Raw genomic sequence first — 1401 nt, 5'->3', positions numbered from 1 at the left:
CGGGCGCGTCCGGCGGGTCCTCCGGAGCCGGTGCCGGGGCGGTGGGCGGCGCCGGCACCCCTTCCGGCACCGGGGCCCCCTTCGAACCGGACATCAGCTGCTTGAACGTCGTCGCCGAGCGGGGATTGCGGTCGCACTCGAAGAAGCCGTGCGGACAGTAGTCGGTGACGGTCTGGTAGGCGGTGTCGTGGGTGCGGATCCAGTCGACCATCCGGCGCACGTACTCGGGGTTGTCGCCGTTGCGGAACAGCCCCCACTCCGGGTACGAGACCGGCTTGCCGCGCTTGGCGGCGAACTCCACCTGGTCCTGGAGGCCGTACGGCTCGCGCACGTAGTCGTCGAAGGTGCCGCCGGCGGGCTGGTCGTAGCTGTCCATGCCGATGATGTCGACCACGTCGTCGCCGGGGTAGCACTTGGTCCACGGGACGGCGTCCAGGCCCCGGCTGGGGGCGAAGTCGAAGCGGAAGCGCTGGCCGGGCACCGAGCGCATCACCCCGACGATCCGCCGCCAGTACGCCTTCCACGCCGACGGGTCGGGCTTGCAGCGGTGGGTGTAGGTGGTGCCGTTCATCTCCCAGCCGAGCGTGAGCACGGTGTCCGCGCCGCCCAGCGCGACCAGCCGGCGCGCGAGCTTGAGGAAGTGCGCGTCGAAGTCCCCGCGCTCCCCCTGGGCGAGCAGCCTGGCGACCTCGCCGTCCGGCACGTTCGCCTCGTTGGGCACCAGCATCGGCACGCCGAGCACCAGCAGCCGGGACGGGTCGGCCTGCCGCCACTGCGACCAGAGGCCGAGCACCATCGCCTCGCCCTCGATGTCGCTCCAGTCGTTGCCCGCCAGATAGGTGTGGCCGACCTGCATGTTCGCGTCGCCGAGCCACTGCGCGTACTGGCGGATCTGCGGGATGTGGTTGTCCCAGGAGCCGACGAAGGCGCCGAACGGCGGCTCGTGGTTCGGCCGCTGGACCGGAGGGCGGGGGGCCGCGCCGCGCGGCTCGACGGCGTCCGAGGAGAGGGTGTGCCGTTCGGTCTGGCTGAACGGCGTCCCCGCCGGGACGCTGGCCGTGGCCATCAGCAGCAGGGTGGCGGCGGCCAGCGTCAGGCGGCCGATTCGCATGGTGCTCTCCTCCGGACGTCGCGTGGGCGGGGCGCACGGTCTCGGCGTGGACGGACCGTGACGCCCCGCTGGCCGACAGTAGGCCCGAAGGGGGACGAAAAAGCCGAATGTCACCCTAAAGTGGGCGCCATTCGAACGCCGTCTGCCGCAACGGCCGGCGGCCGGTGCTCAGGTATCAGATCTGTAACGGTCCGGCCGGGCCAGTCCGGCCCGCTCCGGCGGACCCGGCGGAGCGGCCACGGCCCCGACGGCGCAGGTGGGCGGGCGGGCGCGCGGGGAGGGCGCGCGGG

1 protein-coding gene is annotated in these 1401 nt (G+C 73.0%); it reads right to left on the bottom strand.

Features of this window, described 5'->3' with window-relative positions:
• On the bottom strand, nucleotides 1-1111 hold a 1111-nt coding region (locus AE652_RS41415), incomplete at its 3' end, for a glycoside hydrolase family 26 protein (RefSeq protein ID WP_049661158.1).
• Nucleotides 1112-1401 lie beyond the last annotated feature (290 nt).

The sequence above is a fragment of the Kitasatospora sp. MY 5-36 genome (genome assembly GCF_001182915.1).
Classification (GTDB): domain Bacteria; phylum Actinomycetota; class Actinomycetes; order Streptomycetales; family Streptomycetaceae; genus Kitasatospora.
The sequence above is the reverse complement of the archived record's forward strand: the minus strand, read 5'-3'. Positions and strand labels throughout refer to the sequence as shown.